General features: G+C 71.2%; 13 protein-coding genes. 3 read left to right on the forward strand and 10 right to left on the reverse strand.

The genetic code is table 11. The features are described 5' to 3' along the window. Positions 1-35 precede the first annotated feature (35 nt). Positions 36-1,109, reverse strand: coding sequence for an isopenicillin N synthase family dioxygenase (locus OHA73_RS04345; RefSeq protein WP_327654229.1), 1,074 nt, complete (start codon positions 1,107-1,109; stop codon positions 36-38). A 427-nt stretch (positions 1,110-1,536) separates the two neighbouring features. On the opposite strand from OHA73_RS04345, the gene OHA73_RS04350 reads away from it, so the two are divergent. Further along, on the forward strand, positions 1,537-2,628 hold the full coding sequence (locus OHA73_RS04350) for a mechanosensitive ion channel family protein (RefSeq protein WP_266717218.1): 1,092 nt from the start codon (positions 1,537-1,539) through the stop codon (positions 2,626-2,628). Between the two features lie 28 nt (positions 2,629-2,656). Here the strand turns inward: OHA73_RS04350 and OHA73_RS04355 are convergent, their stop codons facing one another. Together OHA73_RS04355 and OHA73_RS04360 are read right to left on the reverse strand one after the other, a co-directional pair. Next, the gene (locus tag OHA73_RS04355; RefSeq protein WP_327654230.1) at positions 2,657-3,550 is read right to left on the reverse strand and encodes an aminoglycoside phosphotransferase family protein; all 894 of its coding nucleotides are present in this window, start codon (positions 3,548-3,550) and stop codon (positions 2,657-2,659) included. A gap of 93 nt (positions 3,551-3,643) precedes the next feature. Continuing rightward, complete coding sequence (locus OHA73_RS04360; protein ID WP_327654231.1) at positions 3,644-5,758, reverse strand: phosphocholine-specific phospholipase C; 2,115 nt, start codon at positions 5,756-5,758, stop codon at positions 3,644-3,646. Between the two features lie 166 nt (positions 5,759-5,924). Between OHA73_RS04360 and OHA73_RS04365 the strand changes: the two genes are divergently transcribed. Next, on the forward strand, positions 5,925-6,674 hold the full coding sequence (locus OHA73_RS04365; RefSeq protein ID WP_267072062.1) for a DeoR/GlpR family DNA-binding transcription regulator: 750 nt from the start codon (positions 5,925-5,927) through the stop codon (positions 6,672-6,674). Further along, positions 6,671-8,014 carry a 6-phospho-beta-glucosidase gene (locus OHA73_RS04370; RefSeq protein ID WP_327654232.1) on the forward strand — a complete coding sequence of 448 codons (1,344 nt, stop codon included), beginning with the start codon at positions 6,671-6,673 and terminating at the stop codon, positions 8,012-8,014. The genes OHA73_RS04365 and OHA73_RS04370 overlap by 4 nt, the downstream gene beginning before the upstream one ends. Here OHA73_RS04370 and OHA73_RS04375 read toward each other — a convergent pair. The 7 genes from OHA73_RS04375 to OHA73_RS04405 all read right to left on the reverse strand — a co-directional run bounded on the left by OHA73_RS04375 (position 8,002) and on the right by OHA73_RS04405 (position 15,375). Beyond that, on the reverse strand, positions 8,002-9,390 hold the full coding sequence (locus OHA73_RS04375; RefSeq protein ID WP_327658406.1) for an amino acid permease: 1,389 nt from the start codon (positions 9,388-9,390) through the stop codon (positions 8,002-8,004). The genes OHA73_RS04370 and OHA73_RS04375 overlap by 13 nt on opposite strands. A gap of 108 nt (positions 9,391-9,498) precedes the next feature. Beyond that, complete coding sequence (locus tag OHA73_RS04380; protein ID WP_327654233.1) at positions 9,499-10,500, reverse strand: proline racemase family protein; 1,002 nt, start codon at positions 10,498-10,500, stop codon at positions 9,499-9,501. Then, on the reverse strand, positions 10,500-11,444 hold the full coding sequence (locus tag OHA73_RS04385) for a dihydrodipicolinate synthase family protein (protein WP_266717205.1): 945 nt from the start codon (positions 11,442-11,444) through the stop codon (positions 10,500-10,502). The genes OHA73_RS04380 and OHA73_RS04385 overlap by 1 nt, the downstream gene beginning before the upstream one ends. Then, positions 11,441-12,997: an FAD/NAD(P)-binding oxidoreductase gene (locus OHA73_RS04390; RefSeq protein ID WP_327654234.1), complete on the reverse strand. Its 1,557-nt coding sequence runs from the start codon at positions 12,995-12,997 to the stop codon at positions 11,441-11,443. The genes OHA73_RS04385 and OHA73_RS04390 overlap by 4 nt, the downstream gene beginning before the upstream one ends. Before the next feature lie 154 nt (positions 12,998-13,151). Continuing rightward, positions 13,152-13,460 carry a (2Fe-2S)-binding protein gene (locus OHA73_RS04395; RefSeq protein WP_327654235.1) on the reverse strand — a complete coding sequence of 103 codons (309 nt, stop codon included), beginning with the start codon at positions 13,458-13,460 and terminating at the stop codon, positions 13,152-13,154. Further along, the gene (locus OHA73_RS04400) at positions 13,457-14,650 is read right to left on the reverse strand and encodes an NAD(P)/FAD-dependent oxidoreductase (RefSeq protein WP_327654236.1); all 1,194 of its coding nucleotides are present in this window, start codon (positions 14,648-14,650) and stop codon (positions 13,457-13,459) included. Before OHA73_RS04400 ends, OHA73_RS04395 begins: the two co-directional genes overlap by 4 nt. A gap of 104 nt (positions 14,651-14,754) precedes the next feature. Next, positions 14,755-15,375 (reverse strand): helix-turn-helix domain-containing protein, encoded by a 621-nt coding sequence (locus tag OHA73_RS04405; protein WP_327654237.1) that lies wholly within the window; start codon positions 15,373-15,375, stop codon positions 14,755-14,757. Positions 15,376-15,481 lie beyond the last annotated feature (106 nt).

Raw genomic sequence — 15,481 nt, forward strand, 5'->3', positions numbered from 1 at the left:
GCCGTCACCCGCCGACCGGACACCCGGCGGCCCGGTCAGCCGCGAGGCTCCCGCCCCGCCGCGGCCAGCACCCGCGCCGCCTCCCGGACCGCCGCCGTGTTCGCCTTGCCCTGCCGGGACCCCGCCAGCTTGGCCTTGATGTGGTCGCGGACGGTGATCGGCTCGTAGGCGAGGCCCGCGTCGGCGTCGAGGTGGCTGGGGAGGGTGGCGATGACGGCGTCGATGTTGCCGTCGTGGAAGTACGCCACCGAGCGGCGCCGCTTGATGGTGCCGTCGACGATCGGCGGCTTGACCCGGTGCAGGGTCGACATCCAGCGGTCGTTGGTGAGGCGGGCGGTGAGGTCGCCGAGGTTGACCAGGAGGGCGCCCTCGGCCGGGGACACGTCGTGCCAGACGCCGTCGGAATCGAGCACCTGCAGCCCGGCGACGCGGTCCGCCCACAACACAGTAACCAGGCCGAAGTCGGTGTGCTCGCCCATGCCGGTCAGGTCGCCGTCGAGGGTGACGGTGCCTTCGGGGAGCGCGTAGTTGTTCATGCGCAGGACGTCGACGGAGTGGTCGGTGAGTGCCTCGAAGTGGCCGGGTTCCAGGCCGAGGGCGTCACCGAAGGCGCGGGTCAGGACGCGGGCGACGCGGCCCGCGTGGCCGAAGTAGGCCTGCACGCGCGGCTCGAAAGCATCGAGTTCGGCGGGCCAGACGTTACGGCCGTAGTCGTCCTCGGAGAGGTCGAGGCCGGGGAAGGAGCGGGCCTCGGTGCCGACGTTGAACGCCTCGAAGAAGTCGTTCATCCGGGACGCCGACTCGACGCCGAGGCTGAGGCTGAGCGACTCGCTCTTGGGCGGACTGTAGCCGCGGTTGGCGCCGGTGACCCGGTAGGCGTTCTTGCGCTCGGGCGGCAGAGCGAAGAAGTCGTCGACGGCGCCGGCCAGTCCGTCGAGCACCGCGTCCGGGACGCCGTGCCCGAGGATCTGCACGAAGCCCACGCGGGCGCAGGCGTCGTCGAGGGCGCGGGCCACGCGGGCCAGGTCCTCGGCCGAACCCCCGCCCACGTAAGGGCCGATGTCGACGACGGGAACCTCGAACGGGGTCGTCGCGGTCGGTTCGGGCACGGGCGTCTCCCTTGGTGAGGACCTCGACGGGCGGTCGCCGACATTGTTGATGCGAAACGGCTGGTGCGAAACGGCTGGTGCGAAACGGTTGGCGCGAACTGCTGGTGCGGACTGCTCGTACGAAATTGTTGGTGCGAACATTTTCCGCGTACGGTCCATGCCGTTTCGGCAGCGTAACGCGCCCAGTTGACCCTCGCCGCGTCCAGCCCCACGTACATCACATGGGCCCACCACACCGGTTCCCGCACACTTGAGGTCCCCACCCTCTCCACACTTCGGGCACGTACGGCAGGATGTCCGCAGTGCGCCCCCGACCGCGATTCCGGTCGGCGCGCCACCTCCGGCCCCGAACAAGCAGGTACCACGTGACCACACATCACATATCCGTCCCCACCGCAGCGTTCAGCTCTCGTGCCGGAGGTGCCCGTTGAGTCGCGGCATCGAAGTGCACGACCTGATCCTCGCCGGTGTCGCCCTGCTCGGCGGCCTGCTGGCGGGACTGCTGCTGCGCACCCTGCTGCGCTGGCTCGGCGTGCGCGCCGGGCAGACGCGGTGGTCCGGGGACGATGTGATCGTCGACGCGCTGCGCACGCTGGTGCCGTGGGCGGCGTTCGCGGCCGGCGCCGCCGTGGCCGCCGAGGTGCTGCCGCTCACCCCGCGTACGGGGCGGAATGTGAACATGGCGCTCACGGCGCTGCTCATCGTCATGGCGACGCTGACGGCGGCGCGGGTGATCACGGGGCTTGTGCGCGCGGTCGCGCAGTCGCGTGCGGCCGTGGCCGGTTCGGCGACCATCTTCGTGAACATCACGCGGGTCGTGGTGCTCGCGATGGGGTTCCTCGTCGTGCTCCAGACCCTCGGGATCTCCATCGCGCCGCTGCTCACCGCGCTCGGTGTGGGTGGTCTGGCCGTGGCGCTCGCCCTTCAGGACACGCTCGCCAACCTGTTCGCGGGCGTGCACATCCTGGCCTCGAAGACCGTCCAGCCCGGTGACTACATCCGGCTGAGCAGCGGCGAGGAGGGCTATGTCGTCGACATCAACTGGCGCAACACGGTGGTGCGGCAGCTCTCCAACAACCTCGTGATCATCCCGAACACGCAGCTGTCCGGCACGAACATGACCAACTTCAGCCGCCCGGAACAGGAGATGACCCTCACCGTGCTCGCCGGGGTCGGCTACGACGTCGACCTCGAGGTGGTGGAGCGGGTGACGGTCGAGGTCGTGACCGAGGTGATGAAGGAGGTCGAGGGCGCCGTGCCGGAGCACGAGCCGCTCGTGCGCTTCCACACGTTCGGCGACTCCCGGATCAGCTTCAACGTGATCCTGGGCGTCGGCGAGTTCAGCGACCAGTACCGGATCAAGCACGAGTTCATCAAGCGGCTGCACGCGCGCTTCCGCGCGGAGGGCATCAGCATCCCGTCGCCGGCGCGAACGGTGGCGCTGACGGCCGGCAGCCCCTCGATCGTGATCCCGCATCAGCGGGACGCGCAGGGGACGCCCGTCGCCCCGTCTCTGTAGCGCTCGACTCTGTAGCGCTCGACACCCGTCAGGTGCGGGCCGCGTCCGCGAGGATCTCTCCGACCACGCGCGACGCCGTCCGCACCATGAACGGGTTCAAGTCCCGGTAGTACGCCAGCTCGTGCACCGCGATGGTCAGCGCCCAGCCACGCCCGCGCACCCACGCGTCGTCCTCGACCGCCGCGGCCTCCCGGAAGATCCGCCGCTCCGGCCCGCCGAGGACGTACCAGGCCGTGATCAGGTCGACGGCCGGGTCCCCGGTGCCCATGCACCCGAAGTCGATGACCGCGCCGAGCCGCCCTCCGGACACCAGGAGGTTGCCGGGCTGCAGGTCACCGTGCAGCCACACCTCGCGGCCCGCGCCAGGGGTGCGCACCGCCTCGTCCCAGACCGCGAGGGCCGCCGCGGAGTCGATCGTTCCGTCCAGACGGCTGATCACCTCGCGGGTCCCGTCGGCCCGTTCGGCGAGCGGCCGGCCGCGGAACGACTCCGGCGCCCCGGCGGTGTCGATCGCGCGCATCGCCGCGACGAACCCCGCCAGATCCCCCGCCAGCGCCTCGGGCCGGTCGAGCCGCCCCACGACGGGGTTCTCGCCGGGCAGCCAGCGGTGCACCGCCCACGGCCACGGAAAGCCGTGCCCCGGCTCCCCCTCGGCCACCTGCTCCGGCACGGGCACCGGCAGCCGGGCGGCGAGATACGGCATCCACTGCCGCGCCCCCTCCAGCTCGGGCACGATCCCGTCCTGGCGCGGCAGCCGGACCACCAACTCCTCGCCCAGCCGGTACAGAACGTTCTGCGTGCCGTGCGAGTCGACGTACTTCAGGGGCAGCTCCGCCCACTGCGGGAACTGCTCGTCGACCAGCGCGCGGACGAGGTCCTCGTCGATGTCCGGCTCGTCCTGGTGCAGCTTGCGAACGCCCATGGTCACCTTTCGCGGGAGCGGTCCCTTGGCCGGGCCGAGCGTAGCCAGGCCCGGCCGCGCCCCGCGATCGGATTTCCGCTCACATCCGCGGGGTCACCCGGAGACCGAGGCCCGCCCGTTCTCGATGTGGCCCATCAGGCGCCGCGCGAAGTCGGGCTCGTCCTCGCAGCGCACCACCAGGTCGTACCAGCCGTGGGACTTCGCGGCGGGGTGCGTCACGGTGGTGCTGTCGCCGGGCGCGACACGGACCTGCCGGGTCAGGGCCGCGGCGTCGGCGGCGCGCACGTAGGCCTGTGGGCGGACGGTGAACACCTTCGCCTCGGTGCCGTGGTTGGCCAGCTTGATGCGCAGTTCGCGGGTCTTGGCGCGCACGGACGACGTGACCTCGGCGGTGGACGCGGCGAGGCCCGCGAACTCGCGGCGGAAGCCGTTGGGCCCTGTGACGGTGAACCGGTAGCGGTCCTTGGTCGGCGTCACGGTCAGGGCGCGGGTGCCGGAGACGTCCCGGTGCTGCGGCACGTCGAACTCCCCCTCGTACGGGTAGAGCGCGAAGTGGGCGCTGGAGGCGCCGGTGTTGGCGAGGGTGACCTCGACGCGCCCCTCGGCGATCCGTGCGTACGCGTCGGTCTGGTACGGCAGCGGGCGCGCGGGCCGGGTGCCGGGCTCCTGCACGGGCATCTTCTGGTCGGCCGGCGGGCTGGGCTTCCACCGGGCGGCGGCGGGCGGCACCGGGCCCGGGTTGTGCACGGCGGGCTGCTTCTCGGCGGTGTCGAAGTCGAACGCGGAGGTCAGGTCGCCGCATATCCGGCGGCGCCACGCCGTGATGTTGGGGTCGTCGATGCCGGTCCACTTCTCCAGGAAGCGGTTGACGGAGGTGTGGTCGAACAGCTCGGAGCAGACGTGACCGCCCACCGACCACGGCGAGACGACGAGCATCGGCACGCGCATGCCGAGCCCGGTCGGCTGCCCCTGCCACCACTCGTCGGGCTCGCCCGCCTCGGGCACGGGCGGCGGGACGTGGTCGAAGAAGCCGTCGTTCTCGTCGTAGTTGATGAGCACGACGGTCTTGCGCCACACGTCGGGGTGCGAGGCCAGCGCGTCGAGCACCTTGTACGGGACGCTGGCGCTGGCGGCGGGGACAGAGACGCTGGGGTGCTCCGAGTCGACCGCGGACGGCACCAGGTAGGAGACCGCGGGCAGCTTCTTGGCGGCGACGTCGGCGGCGAAGCGCTCGGCCAGGGTGCCGGTGGGCACGCGGCGCAGGGCCCGCTCGAACAGGCTGCGCTCGGCCGCCGTGAGGACGTCGACCCCCTCCTCCAGGAGCCCGAGCAGCCGGTCCCGCTCGGCCGTGTCGCCGGCGTCGGCGGCCTTGCGGACCAGCGCGTAGAACGACTCCATGTACGTGTGCCCGCCGGTCTTGGCCAGCGCCTTGCGGGCGACGGCCTTGAAGGAGGCGTAGAACTCGATCTGGTTGTCGGTGAAGTTCTCCCACTCGGTGTACGTCTGCCAGCTGCGGCCCTCCTTCTCGAGGAGTTCGGCGAACGTGGGCCAGTCGTAGCCCTTGTGGGTGCCCTCGTCGTACGCGTCGTTGCCGATGGCGCGACCGCCACCCGGCTCGTCGCCGGAGTTGCCGCTCCACAGGTAGTTGCGGTTGGGGCTGGTGGAGCTGTGCATGGAGGAGTGGTAGGAGTCGCAGATGGTGAACGTGTCGGCGAGCTCGTACTGCAGCGGGATGTCGGAGCGGTCGTAATACGCCATGGTCGCCGCGGTCTTGGCGGAGACCCACTGGTTCATCCAGCCGTTGTTCCAGGCCTTGTGGCCGCCGTTCCAGTCGTGGTTGAGGGCGTCGATGTACTGCAGGTCGTGCTGCTGCGCCTCGGCGGCCGCGCGCACGGAGAACGGCAGGACTCTCTTCGCGCCGTCCGGCTGCTCGAACACGGGCTTGCCGTCGGCGAGTTGGACGGCGTTGAGGTCGCCGAAGCCGCGGACGCCGCGCAGCATGCCGAAGTAGTGGTCGAAGGACCGGTTCTCCTGCATGAGGATCACCACGTGCTCGATGGCGTCGAGCCCGCCGGACGGCGGCGCGGCGGCCAGGGCGCGCTGCAGCGAGGGCGGCAGCAGGGAGCCCGCCGCGGCGGCTCCGACGGCGCCCGCGCCGAGGGCGAGGGCGCGACGCCGGGACACGGGGTTGGAGAAGGGATGGGGCATGTCGGCGGCTCCTGGGTTCGGTGGGCGCGGTCGGTACGCAGGGACGCTACGAGTGCAGACGGTACGGATGGTGAGCACCGGATGAACTCATGTCGGCACCACACAATCAAGCTCTGGACAAATGTGAGCATGGAATTGCTTGAATTTGACGAGTAGTGTGCGCCGCATGCTGGCAGAGCGACGACACCACCTGATCCTGCGTGCGCTGCGCTCCGGTGGGCCCGCGTCCGTCGCCGAGCTCGCCGAGCAGCTCACCGTGAGCCCGGCGACCATCCGCCGCGACCTCGTGAAGCTGGAGGAGGACGGGCTCCTCACCCGCGTGCACGGCGGCGCCGTCATGGAGGAGGGCGACCAGCCCTTCTCCGAGGTCGCGCAGGTGCGGGTCCCCGAGAAGGACACCATCGCCGAGCACGCGGCGTCCCTGATAACCGACGGCCAGTCGGTCCTCCTCGACATCGGGACGACCGCGTACCGCCTGGCCCGCCAACTGCACGGCCGCCGGCTCACCGTCATCACCAGCAACTTGGTGGTGTACGAGGAGCTGGCCGACGACACCGGCATCGACCTGGTGCTGCTCGGCGGCATGGTGCGCCGCGAGTACCGCTCCCTGGTCGGCTTCCTCACCGAGGACAATCTGCGCCAGCTGCACGCCGACTGGCTGTTCCTCGGCACCAGCGGCGTCCGCCCGGACGGGCAGGTGATGGACACCACCGTGGTGGAGGTCCCGGTCAAGCGGGCCATGATCGCGGCCGCCGACCGGACGGTGCTCCTCGCCGACTCCTCCAAGTTCCCCGGCACCGGCATGGCCAAGGTGTGCGGCCCCGACTCCCTCGACGTCCTCGTGACCAACTCCTCCGCCCCGGCGCCGACTTGTGCGGCGCTGACGGAGGCCGGCGTGAAAGTAGTCCAAGTATGAAGCTGACGATTCTCGGTGGCGGCGGATTCCGGGTGCCGCTGGTGTACGGGGCCCTGCTCACCGACCACGCGGAGGGCCGCGTCACCGAGGTCGCCCTCTACGACCTCGACGGGCAGCGGCTCGACGCGATCGCGCGGGTCCTCGCCGAGCAGGCCGAGGGGGTGCGGGACGCGCCGGCGGTCACCGTCACCACCGACCTCGACGAGGCCGTGCGCGGCACGGACTTCGTGTTCTCGGCGATCCGGGTGGGCGGCCTCGAAGGGCGCGCGGCGGACGAGCGGATCGCGCTCGCCGAGGACGTGCTCGGCCAGGAGACGGTCGGCGCGGGCGGACTCGCGTACGGGCTGCGGACGCTCCCGGTCGTCGAGGAGATCGCGCGGCGGGTCGCCGAACTCGCCCCGGACGCCTGGTTCATCAACTTCACCAACCCGGCGGGCCTGGTCACGGAGGCGCTCGCGGATCACCTGGGCGACCGTGTCATCGGCATCTGCGACTCCCCCGTGGGCCTCGGCAAGCGCGTGGCGCGGGCGCTCGGCGCCGACCCGCAGAACGCGTGGGTCGACTACGTCGGCCTCAACCACCTGGGCTGGCTGCGCGGGTTGAAGGTGAACGGCCGCGACGAGCTCCCCCGCCTCCTCGCCGACGACACCCTCCTCGGCTCCTTCGAGGAGGGCAAGCTGTTCGGCACGGAGTGGCTGCGCGAGCTGGGCTCGATCCCCAACGAGTACCTGCACTACTACTACTTCAACCGCGAGGCGGTCCACGCCTACCAGGAGGCGGAAGCCACGCGCGGCGCGTTCCTGCACGTGCAGCAGTCCCGCTTCTACGACCGGATGCGCGACCCGGCGGCCCCGCCGCTCAAGACGTGGGACACGACGCGGGCCGAGCGCGAGGCCACGTACATGGCGGAGAACCGGGAGGCGGCGGGCGCGGGCGAGCGCGACGAGGCCTCGCTCACCGAGTCCGGCGGCTACGAGAAGGTGGCGCTCGACCTGATGCGGGCCATCGCCCGCGACGAGCGCACCACGCTGATCCTCAACGTCCGCAACCGCACGACCCTTTCGGCCCTCGACGCGGACGCCGTGATCGAGGTGCCGTGCCTGGTCGACGCCAACGGGGCGCACCCCGTCGCCGTCGACCCGCTGCCCGGCCACGCCACGGGCCTCGTCACGTCGGTGAAGGCGGTCGAGCGGGAGATCCTCGCCGCCGCCCGCTCCGGCTCGCGGGCGACGGCGGTGAAGGCGTTCGCGCTGCATCCCCTGGTGGACTCGGCGAATGTCGCGCGGCGCCTGGTGGACGAGTACCGGCAGGCGCACCCGGGCCTCGCCTACCTGCGCTGACCCTCCCGGTGCTCGACCGAGTTCCGGTATCCGTACGCCGCGTAGACGCCCACCCCGATGAGCATCCACACCGCGAACCGGACCCAGGTCACCCAGTCCAGGTTGCTGATCAGCCACACGGAGAACGCGACGCCGATCGCGGGAACCCACGGCACCAGCGGCGTACGGAAGGAGCGCGGCAGATCGGGCCGCGTCTTCCTCAGCACGACGACGGCGATCGCGACCACGATGAACGCCATCAGGATGCCGATGTTGGTGAGGTCGGCGGCCTCCCGGATGGGCAGGAACCCGGCGATCAGCGCGGAGCCGATGCCGACCGGCCAGATCACCCGCGTGGGCACGTGCCTGCGCGGGTGGTTGCGCGCGAAGTAGCGCGGCAGCAGCCCGTCGCGGCTCATCGAGTACCAGACCCGGGACACCGCCAGCATGTTGGCGAACGCCGAGGTGGTGATGCCGATGACGGCACCGACGGCCACGACGAGACCGAGCCCGCCGAGCCCAACTGCCCCCAGAGCACTGGAGAACGGACTCGCTACATCGATATCCCGATAGTTCTGCATCCCCAACAGCACGACACACACCGCGAGATAGATGAACGCGGCGATGCCGAGCGAGACGAGGATGGCCTTCGGCAGCACCTTCTTCGCCTCGGCGCTCTCCTCGGCGGCCGCGCTCATGGCGTCGTACCCGTAGACGGCGAAGAACGCGGTGGCGGCGCCCGTGAATGCGCCCCCTACTCCGTAGGGAAGAAACGGCGTGTAGTTACCGGACTTGATGTGAAAGGCCCCGGCGACGACGACGAGCGCGACGATCCCCAGCTTCACCACGACGAGGATGGTCTCGAACCTCGCCGACTCCTTCGTCCCGCGCGACAGCACGAACGCAAGCAGCAGGCACAGCAACAGAGCGAACAGATCGACACGATGCCCGGACCCGGTGCCGGGCGCGCCGAGCATCCAGGACGGCACATCGATCCCGACATGCTCCAGAATGTACGAGAAGTACCCGGACACCGCGATGGCGACCACGGCCACGATCGCGGTGTACTCGAGCAGCAGGTCCCAGCCGATCGCCCAGCCGACGAACTCGCCGAGCGCGGCATAGGAGTACGTGTAGGCGGAGCCCGCCTTTGGGATGGCGCCGGCGAACTCGGCGTAGCAGAGGGCGGCCGCACCGCTGGCCACGATGGCGATGAGGAACGAGAGCATGACGCCGGGCCCGGCGTCCTCGTTGGCCACGACGCCGGCCAGCGAGAAGACTCCCGCGCCGACCAGTCCACCGAGGCTGAGGGCGACCAGCTGCCACAGGCCCATGGTGCGGCGCAGTCCGCCGCTGGTCTCCTCCTCCGAGTCGTCGACGGGCTTGAGGCGGAAGATGCCGGCGCGGGAGAGGAGTCCCCCGTCGGGCCCGGCCGGGTCTCGGGTTGGGTTGGTTGTCGTACGGGACACGGTGACTCCTTCAGGGACCGCGGGGGCCCTGCTGTGTCAGAGCACGAAGCCGTGCGGGAACGGGTCGCGCGGGTCGAGGAGGTAGTTGGCCGTGCCGGTGATCCAGGCCCGACCGGAGAACTCCGGTACGACAGCGTCGAGTTGACCGACCTTCGCGTCTCCGACGAGCCGCCCGGTGAACCGCGTACCGATGAACGACTCGTTCACGAACTCGGTGTGCAGCGGGAGTTCGCCGCGCGCGTGCAGCTGCGCCATCCGGGCCGAGGTGCCGGTGCCGCACGGCGAGCGGTCGAACCAGCCGGGCTGGATCGCCATGGCGTTGCGCGAGTGCCGGGCGGTCGAGTCGGGGGCGAGGAACTGCACGTGCTTGCAGCCGCCGATGACCGGGTCGAGCGGATGCCGCGGCCGGTTGTGCTCGTTGATGGCGTCGGAGATGGCGAGCCCGGCCTTGAGGATGTCGTCCTTGCGGGCCCGGTCGAAGGGCAGCCCGAGCTGGTCGAGCTCGGCGATCGCATAGAAGTTCCCGCCGTACGCCATGTCGTAGCGCACTTCCCCGTAGCCGGGCACCTTCACGGTGGCGTCCAGCTCCAGCGCGAAGGCATCCACATTGCGCAGGGTGACCTGCTCGGCGACACCATCGCGCACACCCACCCGCGCCTCGACGAGCCCGGCGGGTGTGTCGAGCCTGACGACGGTCTCCGGCTCGCTCACCTCCACCATTCCGGTCTCCACGAGCACGGTGGCGACGCCGATGGTGCCGTGCCCGCACATCGGCAGGAAGCCGCTGACCTCGATGTACAGGACACCCCAGTCCGCGTCCGGACGGGTCGGCGGCTGCAGGATCGCGCCGCTCATCGCGGGGTGGCCGCGCGGCTCGTCGACGAGGAACCGGCGCAGTTCGTCGAGGTGTTCAAGGGCGTAGGTGCGACGCTCGGCCATGGTGTCACCGGGGATGGGCCCCACGCCGCCGGTGACGACACGGGTGGGCATGCCCTCGGTGTGCGAGTCGACGGCACTCAGCGTGCGGACGGACCGCATCAGACCGCCTCGCCCTTCTCCAGGGACGCGATCGCGCGGGCCATGTCGGCCTCGACCTGCTCGCGCATCTCCGGCAGCAGCGCACCGCGCGGCGGCCTGCAGGGCCCGCCGAACCGCCCGACCTGCTCCATCCCCAACTTGATGGCCTGCACGAACTCGGTCCGCGAGTCCCAGCGGAAGGCGGCGACCAGCGGCTCGTACAGTGCCCGCGCCTCCTCCACCTTGCCCGCGATGGCCAGGTCGTAGAGCCGGGCGGACTCCGCAGGAAAGACATTCGGGAACCCGGCGAACCACCCGGTGGCTCCCATCAACAGACTCTCGAGCACGACATCATCAGCGCCACTGATGATCTCAAGACTCGGCGCCTTCTCCTTGATCTCAAGCACCCGCCGCACATCGCCGGAGAACTCCTTCACGGCGACGATGTTGTCGATCTGCGCGATCTCGGCGAGCAGATCCGGGGTGAGATCCACCTTCGTGTCGAAGGGATTGTTGTAGACCATCACGGGCAGCCCGACGGAGGCGACGGCCGCGAAATGGTCAATGACATCACGGGAGTTGGCCCGGTACAGGGTGGGCGGCAGACACAGCACACCGTCGGCCCCGTCCTCGGCCGCGACCTCGGCCCAGTGCTTCGCCTGGTGGGACCCGACCCCGTGCACCCCGACGACGACAACACCATCGTCACCGACGGCCTCAATGGCGGTCCTGGCGACCCTCCGACGCTCCTCGTCCGTGAGGGACGAGTACTCACCGAGGGACCCGTTCGGACCGACACCACGGCAGCCGTTGTCGACGAGCCAGCGGCAGTGCTCAGCGTAACGGTCGTAGTCGACGGCGAGCCCGGCGGGCGCGGAGGCGTCCTCGGAGTAGGGCAGAGCGGTGGCGACAACAACGCCACCAAGACCGATGGAACCCTTCGCCTGCTGCTTCTTGGCACTCATGAACTGCTCTCCTCTGTAAGGGAGTTACTGGGGGACGTGGCAGTGGTTTCGGGGGTCGTGGCAGTGGTTTCGGGGGTGGCGGCCAGATCGCCCAGCCGGATCGGGCGGGCGATGGGCCGCCGGTGCTCGCTGGCCGGGGGCAGGCCCGCGATGGTGTGGTCGTCGTCGCCGGGCGCGGGCAGGCCCGCGATGTCACGGCTGTCGACGCCGGGCCCGCGCAGGCGCGCACCGATCTCGGCGACGGTGGGCCCGCACATGCGGGCCTGGCAGGGTCCGAGTCCGGCGCGGGTGGCGAGCTTGGCGGCGCGCGGTGCGGAGGTGGACTCGTCGGTGGCGGCGCGGCACACGGTGGCGTAGTCCGTCTCCTCGCACCGGCACACCACGGTCTCGGGCCGCAGCCAGCCGGACCAGCCGGCCCCGATGGGGTGCGCGCGGGCAAGGCGGGCGGCGAAGGCGCGGCCCTGGTCACGGCTGCTCCGCAGCCGGCGCACGGCCACGGTGTTCCGGTCTCCGCCCGCGGCGAGCCACCCGGCGAGCGCACCCTCGACACGGGCGGCGGGCGCGCCCGCGATGCCGGTGATCTCCCCGGCCGCGTACACGTCGGGGCAGGTGGTGCGCTGGTCGCCGTCGACCTCGACGAACTCCCCTGCCGGGGTGGCACGCAGCGCACACCCGGCGGCGAGCGGCAGCTCCAGCTGCGGACTGAACCCGTGCGAGACACACACGGCGTCGACGGCGACGGTCCGCTCACTGCCCTGCACGACCGACCAGTCGGCGCGCAGCCGCGCGGTGACGACCTCCTCCACACACCCGTCGCCGCGCGCCTCGATGACAGTACGTCCCGTGCGGTACGGAACCCGGTGCCGCGCCAACAGGGCGCTGTACTCGGCGAGTTCGGCGGCCTTCCCGGCCTGTGCGGCCAGCTCCCAGGGCCGCCGCCCCCACCCGCGGGCGAGAGTGGCAGGGGTACTGGCCTCCAGCACCTCACGCACCCGCGACCCGGCCTCGATCAGCGACGCGGCCACCGGCAGCAGGAACGGCCCGCTCCCGGCCACGACCACCTGGTCGCCGACCACCACCCGCTCCCCCTTCGCCAGCGCCTGCGCCGCGCCCGCGGTGAACACGCCGGGCAACTCCCATCCGGGGAAGGGCAGTACGCGGTCGTGGGCGCCGACCGCCAGCACGAGCGCGTCGGGGTGGAGCACGTGCCGGTCCCGGCCACCCCCGTCGGACGGGCCGCGCAGCACGTGTACGCGCGGCGGTCCCGGCTCGGCGGGGTCGGGGCGCTCCAGGGCCCACACGGCGGTCTCGGACCACCAGACGCAGCGCGGATGGGCGAGGACACGGCGGCGACGTGCGTCGAAGGCGCGCCAGCCGTGGTGCAGGCGCTCCGGCCGGGCGGCGGCGTAGGCCTCGGGGAGCATCCGGTGGTACTGGCCGCCGGGCTGCTCGGCCTCGTCGACCAGGGTGACCCGCGCGCCCGCACCGAGCGCGGCATCGGCGGCGGCGAGCCCTGCGGGCCCCGCGCCTACGACCACTACGTGGCGTGTCATGTGGCCTCCGTGGGGATCGGGTTGAGCGAGTACGTGAGGGTGAGGGTGAGGGGACTGTGACGTGGGACTTCGAATTGGCCGTAGTTAGGCGTCACAGTCCCTCGCGGCCCGCGACGAAGCTCGCGATGCAGCGGGCGACATGGGCGACGCGCGCTCACCGTTCCTCCCCGCGCGCCTGCGTCCGTACCTCGTCCCCGTCCCGCGCCCGCCTGCGGCACGCCCGTACGTCGCGCTCGGGGCCGACCGTGACCAGGCAGTCGAAGCAGGCACCGATGCCGCAGAACACTCCGCGGGGCGCGCCGGAGCGGCCGGTTCGCCAGGCGCGGCGGCCTGAGGCGAGCAGGACGCCCGCGATGGACTGGCCCTCGATTCCGTCGACGGGCTCGCCGTCGACGGTGATCGTGAGCGGCGTCTCGCGCCGCTCGACGGCGTCCGTGGCCGCCGGTATGCGTCGTGGGCTCATGCTGCCCAACCTCCTTGAGCGGTTCCCAGGACGGCCGGGCGATCCACCCGGAACGGCGTCGCGTCGATCTCGGTGGGCCGGCCCAGGAGCAGGTCCCGCACGAGGCGTGCGGTGCCGACGGACAGGCCGATTCCCGCGCCTTCGTGGCCGCCCGCGTGCCACAGTCCGGCGAAGCGCGGGTCGGGCCCGATGACGGGCAAGTGGTCGGGTACGTAGGGGCGGAAGCCGCCGTAGGCGCGCATCACCGGGACGTCCGTGAGGGACGGGAAGAGGCGCAGCGCCTTGGCGGCGATCGCGGAGAGGGCGTCGACGCGGAGCCGGTCGTCGAAGCCGACGCGGCGGCGCGAGGAACCGATGAGGACGCTGCCGCCGCGCGTGGATTCGACGACGGCGGAGGTCTGCAGGTCCTCGACGCTGCTGCCGACGGCGCCCACATAGTCGGCGTCGTACACCTTGTGGAAGACGGTGGGCGGGAGCGGGGTCGTGACGAGGACGTCGCCGCGGCGGGGGCGGACGTCGACGGGGGCGCCGAGGCGGGTGGCGAGTTCGCCCGCCCAGGGTCCTGCCGCGTTGATGAAGATGTCCGCCTCGATGAGGTCGCCGTCGGACGTGCGGACGGCGGTGAGGCGGTCGGAGCGGGTGACCGCGCCGTGCACCTCGCAGTGGGTACGCAGGGTCGCGCCTGCCCGCAGGGCGTCGGCGAGGAGGGCGGCGGCCGCGCCGGAGGGCTGGACCTGGGCGTCCTCGGGGTAGTGGATGGCTGCCGTGTGTTCCCGGGTGACGTACGGCTCGGCGGCCGCGAGTGCCCCGGCGTCCAGGGTCTCGGCGCGTACGCCGGCCTCGCGTTGAGTCGCCGCGAACTTCGTCAGTTCGCGGGCCCCGTCGTCGGTGGTGGCGACGACGATGCCGCCCTTGGGGTCCCACTCCGTCAAGTCGCCGACGCCATCGGCCCGTTCGGACATCTCGGCGATGATCTGCGGCCACAGGCGGCCGGACAGTTGCGCCAACTCGAGTTCGGGGCCCGGGCCTTTGTCGGATACGAGGATGTTGCCCTCGCCGTGCGCGGTGGTCGCGGCGGCCGGGCGGCCGCGGTCGACGACCGTGGTGGCGCAGCCCGCGAGGGCCAACTCCCGCGCACAGGCGGCTCCGACGATTCCGGCCCCGAGAATGACCGCCCGCGTTCCATACATCGAACCGCCTCCGTTCGCTTCATCGAACAGCTCGGAGGCTAGGACGGCCCTTCAGGGGGTGTCAACGGGTCCGGAAGGAGTGATCGATTAATTACCTGTAACGCTCACTCGTTCTCGGGTTCGGAGGCACCCGGGTTCGGGTGCGGGATCCCCAAGTGGGCGTGCTCGTGCGGTCGGTACTGGAGCAGCAGCACCGAGTGCACGTCGCCGTCGAGCGCCGTGTAGGAGTGCGGGAGCGTGGCGTCGAAGCCCACGTAGTCGCCGGGGCCGAGCTCCACCTCGTCGCCGTCCACGCGGACTTGGAGCCGGCCGGTCTGCACGATGGTGTGCTCGGTGCCGACGTGACCGAGCGAGTCCTGCCTGCTGTCGGCCCGCACCACCTGGTCGTACACCTCGAAGACCAGGTCACCGAACTCCATCCGGCGCAGCGGCCGCAGGTCGACGCCCTGACCACTGAGCACCTCGACCTCCTTGGCGCGCACGACGGTCAGGCCGCCCGGCGCCCGCGTCTCCAGGAGGTCGGAGACGGGTACCTCCAGGGCGCGCGAGAGGCTGAACACCGTCTCGATGGTGGGGTTTCCGGTGCCGGACTCGAGCTGGGAGAGCGTCGCCTTGCCGATCTTGGAGCGTCGCGAGAGCTCCGATATCGACAGGCCGCGCTGCGTCCTCGCTCGGCGGAGATTGGCCGCCACCATGTCGCGCACCGACTCCTGAGGAACGTCCATAGCCTCTCCCTGACTCCCTTGACAGCGTTCGCTTTGACGAACACTATGCCGCACAACGCGTTTACTGACCCGAACGGTTCCTCGTTCGTTTCCATACTTTCGACGC

The sequence above is a fragment of the Streptomyces sp. NBC_00483 genome (genome assembly GCF_036013745.1).
Classification (GTDB): domain Bacteria; phylum Actinomycetota; class Actinomycetes; order Streptomycetales; family Streptomycetaceae; genus Streptomyces.

Excerpts from the sequence above, each read along its gene's own strand:
- OHA73_RS04355 (WP_327654230.1), bottom strand. The coding sequence starts at position 3,550 with ATGGGCGTTCGCAAGCTGCACCAGGACGAGCCGGACATCGACGAGGAC.
- OHA73_RS04360 (WP_327654231.1), bottom strand. The coding sequence starts at position 5,758 with ATGCCCCATCCCTTCTCCAACCCCGTGTCCCGGCGTCGCGCCCTCGCC.
- OHA73_RS04365 (WP_267072062.1), top strand. The coding sequence starts at position 5,925 with ATGCTGGCAGAGCGACGACACCACCTGATCCTGCGTGCGCTGCGCTCC.
- OHA73_RS04370 (WP_327654232.1), top strand. The coding sequence starts at position 6,671 with ATGAAGCTGACGATTCTCGGTGGCGGCGGATTCCGGGTGCCGCTGGTG.
- OHA73_RS04380 (WP_327654233.1), bottom strand. The coding sequence starts at position 10,500 with ATGCGGTCCGTCCGCACGCTGAGTGCCGTCGACTCGCACACCGAGGGC.
- OHA73_RS04385 (WP_266717205.1), bottom strand. The coding sequence starts at position 11,444 with ATGAGTGCCAAGAAGCAGCAGGCGAAGGGTTCCATCGGTCTTGGTGGC.
- OHA73_RS04390 (WP_327654234.1), bottom strand. The coding sequence starts at position 12,997 with ATGACACGCCACGTAGTGGTCGTAGGCGCGGGGCCCGCAGGGCTCGCC.
- OHA73_RS04395 (WP_327654235.1), bottom strand. The coding sequence starts at position 13,460 with ATGAGCCCACGACGCATACCGGCGGCCACGGACGCCGTCGAGCGGCGC.
- OHA73_RS04400 (WP_327654236.1), bottom strand. The coding sequence starts at position 14,650 with ATGTATGGAACGCGGGCGGTCATTCTCGGGGCCGGAATCGTCGGAGCC.
- OHA73_RS04405 (WP_327654237.1), bottom strand. The coding sequence starts at position 15,375 with ATGGACGTTCCTCAGGAGTCGGTGCGCGACATGGTGGCGGCCAATCTC.